This is a genomic window from Chamaesiphon sp. OTE_75_metabat_556, from assembly GCF_031378165.1.
Classification (GTDB): Bacteria; Cyanobacteriota; Cyanobacteriia; order Cyanobacteriales; family Chamaesiphonaceae; genus Chamaesiphon.
Genome location: NZ_JANNDR010000480.1, coordinates 1 through 6,293, shown reverse-complemented (window position 1 = coordinate 6,293; position 6,293 = coordinate 1). Strand labels below are relative to the sequence as shown.

Below are 6,293 nucleotides of genomic sequence, written 5' to 3'. Positions count from 1 at the left end.
CCTAACTTATGGACATCAGTAAACTATTTGCAGCAGGGGGTGTCGTGATGTATCCTTTGCTATTAGCCTCGATTCTCGTCGTTACCTTGGCGATCGAACGGCTCTATTTTTGGTTCAAAATCGGGCGGAGACAGCAACCTTTAATTCAGACAGTTTTAGATTTATATCAACACCGATCGCCCCTAGTTATCGATAGACTCGATCTCGATCGTGACTTACCGATCGCCCGTATTTTTCATGCAGCGATCGCCTTAAAAGATACCACTCCCGATGAATTTCGACTGGCACTAGAAAGCGAAGCACATCAAGAAATTCCCAGCCTCCGGCGGTTTAACAATGTCTTCGATGCAGTAATTAGTCTCGCGCCACTACTCGGCTTATTAGGTACTATTCTCGGTTTAATTGAATCTTTCTCCGCTCTCAATATCGGTACTGGTGGTAATACTAATACTCCCGCGATCGCCGGAATTGGTATGGCTCTAATTGCGACAGCATCTGGGTTAGTAGTCGCGATCGTCGCGTCCATTTGTGCCAACCTATTTCGCGGATTATATCAACGCCAACTCGCCCAAATTCAAGCATCCACCAGTCAATTAGAACTACTCCACCGCCGTCAGTGGGAAGACAGGAAGGGATCTCTGGATGAGACGTTGTTGGATTTTACTCAGTGAAGGGATGTATGATTACAAGTTTTTTAAACCATAAATTGAAGGAGTGAAATAATACTCTCCGCCTTTGAGTGTCACGAAACCCTTGAATAACGAAGATTTCTCGCATTTGGTCGAACCGTATTCGGGGAACCAGGTCTGTGGTATGCTACCGCCCTGACCGATTACCGGGTCGATGCCGATCTTCTCTTTTGGAAATTTCTCGTTATTCACCCACTGGGTTTGCATGAACTGGAATTGCTTTTCAATTGAAGCCTGATAGCTCATAAACAGTAATCCAACGCCATCATTGGGTTTGTCAATGAATTCTTTTGAGTCAGGATCTTGAAGTCGGCTACCATAGGTAATCCCACGGCGAGCCATTTGTACTGACTTATCAAAGTCAAGCCCCCCAGGACTCGATCCGCGAGGATTGGATTTGCGAATGTGGGCATGAAAAGGGCATTTTGACCCATCGGAGTCGTCACTGTAGTCGAAGTTATTAACTACTGGCACACCGTCCTCTTTAACGTTCAAAGTAACTGGTGTTCCATCTTCAAACCGACCGACAACCATCGCCCCTGCTCGTTCGCCATCGTCTCCTTTGAGTCCTATTGTTTCGCCAAGCTGTTCTTCAGATCGCTTAAAGCCAGCGACATTCTGTTCCAATTTGCGAAAAACAAAGAAACTGCCAAAGCCACTCGTTTCAAGGGGATCTGGTGCCAAAAATTGTCCGAGCGGTGCCGTCGGATCGTACCGATCTATACCGCCCCCGTTCTGACTTGTTTCTTTATCTATTGCACTCTGAATCATCAACGGCTGAGAACGACCATCCACATAGCCAAAATGCTCGACACCTTCACCGTCAGCGTTTTTGTAAGCACGACCTTCCTGCACGAACATGACTTCAAAGGGACTGTCTTCTTTTTCAAAATCTTTAACCATCTGCCCGATGATTCGGGCGAGTTTAATCTCGCTATCATAGGCTAGTAGCAACATCACATCACTCGATCGATTGAGTTCGGTTTGCCATGACTTGGTAGAACCGTCATCCAATACTGAGGTGTCAGCAGCCATTCCTCCAGAAAATGCTCCAAAACCACTAAACTTGTTGCCATGTCCAAATCGATCGAGACCAGCTTTGCTCAAAAATACCAGCCGGACGACTCCGCCCGGAACTCGTTTCGCCTTGAATTTTTTGGTCTCTTCGTGCTGTGTAAAAGCATCTGTTACTGGGTAGTGTTGGAGAAATTCACGAGCTTTATCGATATGTTTGATGGTGAGAAAAAGCAACACTACATGCTCGCGTCCATGACCCTTCAGAATGTTAGCCTGAATGTTTTTCATGAAATGTTCCACCCGATCGCTCATTACTGTGTCATCAAGCGGTTTAGTTAGAATTTCCATTTACGGTTCTCCAGTTATTAATTAAGTGTCAAAAGTAAAGTATGCTACGTTTGCCCTCGATTGATCGGGAATGATCACAGCCGTTAGCTTGGGGATTTCATCTCTGAAATAGCTTGTATTTAAGGATTTCGGGTACTATGTCTTAACTGTAATGGCAGTTGCTATATTTTTTTTGACACTAGTATTTATCATGTAGTTTCAGTCTAAAGTCAGGTGCTCCAGATGATGACTATTCCCTAACATTTTGTAATGTTTTCTCGCGATCTCAAACACCACGATCTCACCATCTTTCTGAGTGGCTGGTTTGGCGGTGGCATTCCCGCCGTTGAGAACAGTTAAGGCCGATCGACTTTACTTCCGAATTAGTACGCCCCAAATTACGAATAACAGGAGTGCGATATAGCTACCCACAAATAACCAGTCCTGCCAAGTATCTTGTGTTTCCACTGTCATAAATCCTGATCGCTATTTCCACATTATAATCATAAAAGATTAGCTCAATGTGCTGACAATGCTAGGCTCTGTCGATCTTCTCAGGACTTTTGCAGGAGGTCTACTATCCTCTATCCTCTAAACAATGCGTCTTCCCCCCAATCCCGATCGCACGCCAGATATCAACGTCGTTGCCCTCATTGACGTCCTATTTGCAATTTTGACCTTTTTTATCATTACGTCCCTGACACTGACGCGGAACGAGAGTTTGCCTGTCAACTTACCCACCGCTGGAACGGGTAAAAGTCAAACGCAAACCAAGATGATTGTCAGTATCGATGCTCAAGGTGCGATCGCCCTCAATCGGCAGCTAGTCAAAGTAGAAACTCTAGTCCCCAAACTTCAATCCCTAATTGCCAAAGAGGGACAAACCCTCGTCATTATCAATGCCGACGAACGGGTAGAGCATAGGCGAGTAGTAGCTGTTATGGATCGGGTGCGTCAGATTCCTGGAGTGAAACTTGCGATCGCCACTCAGCGTAAATAGATTGGATTCGATCGATCTGAGGATACCTTGCTAGCGACGATCTCACTCGATCGTAACAATACGGTAAACTATAAGACCGAACTCGGTTCTACTGGGGAGCAGCCAGTGGAGGTAACGGGGAAAGTTTGGTGCAAAGCCAACGCTGTCTCGCAACTGTAAACCGATGCACTCGTGCATCGATAAGTCAGGATGCCCGCCGAGGTGTAGATATTCCCATTTGTGCGAGATACACAGAATTAAAGTAACATGGCCAAAAAAATTCCCGTCACCGTCATTACCGGATTCCTTGGTAGCGGTAAAACCACGCTGATCCGACATTTACTCACCCACAATCAAGGACGCAGAATTGCGGTGATTGTCAATGAATTTGGGGAATTGGGTATCGATGGTGAGTTGTTGCGCTCCTGCCAAGTTTGCCCCGATGATGAGGTTGAATCACCCAATAATATTGTCGAACTTACCAACGGTTGCTTGTGCTGTACGGTACAAGAAGAATTTTTACCGACAATGCAGGCTCTAATTGCCCGTCGCGATGACATTGACTGTATCTTAATCGAAACATCCGGTTTGGCACTGCCCAAGCCGCTAATTACCGCCTTCAGATGGCCGGAGATTCGCACCGCAGCGACGGTAGATGCGGTGATTACGGTGGTCGATTGTGATGCGGTGGCAGATGGACGGTTTGCCAGCGATCCGGCGGCTGTAGACGCGCTCAGACAGGAGGATGAAAATCTCGATCACGAGACACCATTGCAAGAGTTATTTGAGGATCAGTTAGCTTGTGCGGATCTGGTAATTTTAAACAAAGCCGACTTAGTCACTACCGAGCAATATCAACAAACGATCGATCTAGTCAACCAAGAACTCCCCCGCGCTGTGAAAATTATTACGAGCGATCGGGGTATCGTAGATGTAGAGACAATATTAGGATTGAATGCCGCAGTGGAAGACCATCTCGAACAGCGTCCGAGCCATCACGATACCGAGGAAGAACACGATCACGACGATGAGATCGATTCGACACATCTGGTTTTGGACTATGAATTTAACCCCGAACAATTGCGTCAACAATTAGAACTTCTCGTTAAAGAACAAGAAATCTACCGCATTAAAGGCTTCGTTGCCGTTCCCAATAAACCGATGCGGTTAGTCATTCAAGGCGTCGGCAATCGGTTCGAGCAATTTTACGATCGACCCTGGCGCACCGATGAGCGTCGCCAGACTAAACTAGTATTCATCGGTCACTCGATCGACCCTGTCGCGATCGCTACTGCTTTAGCTGTTGATACAGATAGAGAATTGGATCTCGTCTAATTTAGTTAAATATGGCCAAACTTCGATCAAGTCAACCGACCGTGAATCGAGCAGTTTATAGATGGTGACAAAAATCAAAATCAAAATAATTTGAGGTTTTATAATGGTTGCAGTAAAAGATTGTGCGCCACGATTCATTCCCGCAGAATATTTTGCATGGGAAGAACAGCAATTAGAACGCCATGAATATATTGATGGTGAAGTTTATGCGATGAGTGGTGGCACTGTCAATCATAGTGAAATTGCAGCAAAGTTTAATCGGTTATTGGGAAATCATTTAGAGGAGAGTGGCTGTAGAACGCTTAACTCTGATGCCAGGATTAACATCTTAGAAACTGATGACTATAGTTATCCCGATGGAAGTGTGACTTGTGATGAGCGAGACAAAAGTAATACTCAATATATTGTTTATCCATGTCTGATAGTTGAGGTTTTATCTGATAGTACTGAAGCTTACGATTCTCCTTTGGAGACGCTACGCGAACGTGGTGAAAAGTTCTATAGGTATCGTCGCAATCCAATTTTGCAGGATTATGTTTTGGTTAGTGCTAAATCGATCTCGATTGATATTTATCATAAGAATGATGCGGGTGAATGGGTAATTATTAATTATCGGGCTGGAGATATTATCGAACTTAAAAGTATCAATCTCAGTTTCCCGATCGAGCAAGTCTATCGCGGGATTGTATTTGAGTAATAGTAAATCGATTAGATAATTTGATTTCGATAGTTTAAATCTAACTGATGGGCATTGCCCACCTTACGAATTAACTCTTCTTTACTCCTTTCTTAAATATACCCAGTCCAACAATTTACATGGAATCAGTGACTCAGGGGCATCTATTCTTCTACATTCTACATCCATTTTGAGCGTGGGAATAGAAGCTATTACTTCAGTAGCAATACATTCCATTGATTCTTTTTCTTCCTCTGTGAATTCGCCATCAAAGTAGAAATTAATCATGATTTTAGATTCATCCCATCCACAAGTTATACCTCTGATGTTAGGTGTGATTTCATGCAGTAATGCAAATTGTATAGTAAGTAGTAAGGTAGTTCTAAGGTTGAAGTTTTCCATTTCTCTGTAAAATCATTAACATGATTTATTGGACAAATACAGATAAGCAATAGCAATCATATATGAGGAAAGACCAACAAACGATTATATTACTGATTTAATTAGCCAAGTATCGAGAATGTTTAATAAATCGTTGTGATAGCAAACAGCTATCAACTATCAACTATCAACTATCAATTCCCCAGATGGATATTCCTCGTTTACATCCAGATACGATCGAAGAAGTTAAAGCCAAAGTCGATATCGTTGATGTTGTCGGCGGGCATGTCGTGCTCAAAAAACGGGGTAAGGATTATTTAGGTTCTTGTCCATTTCATCAAGAAAAATCACCGAGTTTTTCTGTTAGTCCTACCAAGCAGATGTATTACTGCTTTGGTTGTCAGGCGGGGGGAAATGCGATTACTTTCTTGATGGAGTTGGGGAAGCAGTCGTTTACAGAAGTTGTCTTAGATTTAGCCCGCAGATATCAGGTTCCAGTTCAAACATTGGAGCCGGAACAGCGTCAGGAGTTACAGCGGCGATTGTCCCAGCGGGAGCAGTTATATGAAATTATGGCGATAACTGCTAATTTTTATCAGCACGCACTCAATCAGCCCCAGGGAGAAATAGCTCTCAAATATCTACAGGAAGAACGCGCTTTTAGTGACGAAACAATTCAAGGTTTTCAACTCGGTTATGCTCCGGCTGGTTGGGAAACTTTAGCTAATTATTTGATCGAGCAAAAGAAATTTCCACCGCAATCGATTGTAGCGGCTGGACTAGCGATCGCACGTAAGGATGGCAATAGTTACTATGACAGATTTCGAGATCGATTGATGATTCCGATTCTCGATTTACGAGGGCGAGTTATTGGTTTTGGTGGGCGGAC

Annotated in this window: 7 protein-coding genes and 1 riboswitch; of the genes, 5 read left to right on the top strand and 2 right to left on the bottom strand. The window is 43.9% G+C overall.

Annotation, left to right across the window (positions count from 1 at the left end; all coding sequences use genetic code 11):
* Window positions 1–8: 8 nt before the first annotated feature.
* The gene (locus RMO27_RS19390) at window positions 9–671 is read left to right on the top strand and encodes a MotA/TolQ/ExbB proton channel family protein (protein WP_309735602.1); all 663 of its coding nucleotides are present in this window, start codon (window positions 9–11) and stop codon (window positions 669–671) included.
* A gap of 12 nt (window positions 672–683) precedes the next feature.
* Here RMO27_RS19390 and RMO27_RS19385 read toward each other — a convergent pair whose 3' ends face one another.
* Window positions 684–2,054, bottom strand: coding sequence for a hypothetical protein (locus RMO27_RS19385; protein ID WP_309735600.1), 1,371 nt, complete (start codon window positions 2,052–2,054; stop codon window positions 684–686).
* Window positions 2,055–2,631: 577 nt separating this feature from the next.
* On the opposite strand from RMO27_RS19385, the gene RMO27_RS19380 reads away from it, so the two are divergent.
* The 3 genes from RMO27_RS19380 (at window position 2,632) to RMO27_RS19370 (ending at window position 5,044) form a co-directional block, all read left to right on the top strand.
* Window positions 2,632–3,033, top strand: coding sequence for a biopolymer transporter ExbD (locus RMO27_RS19380; RefSeq protein WP_309735597.1), 402 nt, complete (start codon window positions 2,632–2,634; stop codon window positions 3,031–3,033).
* Window positions 3,034–3,099: 66 nt separating this feature from the next.
* Window positions 3,100–3,249: riboswitch (cobalamin riboswitch) on the top strand.
* A gap of 30 nt (window positions 3,250–3,279) precedes the next feature.
* Entirely contained in the window at window positions 3,280–4,347 is a 1,068-nt protein-coding gene (cobW, locus tag RMO27_RS19375) for a cobalamin biosynthesis protein CobW (protein ID WP_309735595.1), read from the top strand.
* Window positions 4,348–4,450: 103 nt separating this feature from the next.
* A complete protein-coding gene (locus RMO27_RS19370) occupies window positions 4,451–5,044 on the top strand; it encodes a Uma2 family endonuclease (protein WP_309735593.1) in 594 nt (197 codons plus the stop codon).
* Between the two features lie 81 nt (window positions 5,045–5,125).
* Here the strand turns inward: RMO27_RS19370 and RMO27_RS19365 are convergent, their stop codons facing one another.
* Window positions 5,126–5,425: a hypothetical protein gene (locus RMO27_RS19365; RefSeq protein ID WP_309735591.1), complete on the bottom strand. Its 300-nt coding sequence runs from the start codon at window positions 5,423–5,425 to the stop codon at window positions 5,126–5,128.
* A 185-nt stretch (window positions 5,426–5,610) separates the two neighbouring features.
* Here RMO27_RS19365 and RMO27_RS19360 point away from each other — a divergent pair.
* Window positions 5,611–6,293: CHC2 zinc finger domain-containing protein (locus tag RMO27_RS19360; protein WP_309735589.1), on the top strand; the 683-nt coding region annotated here is incomplete at its 3' end.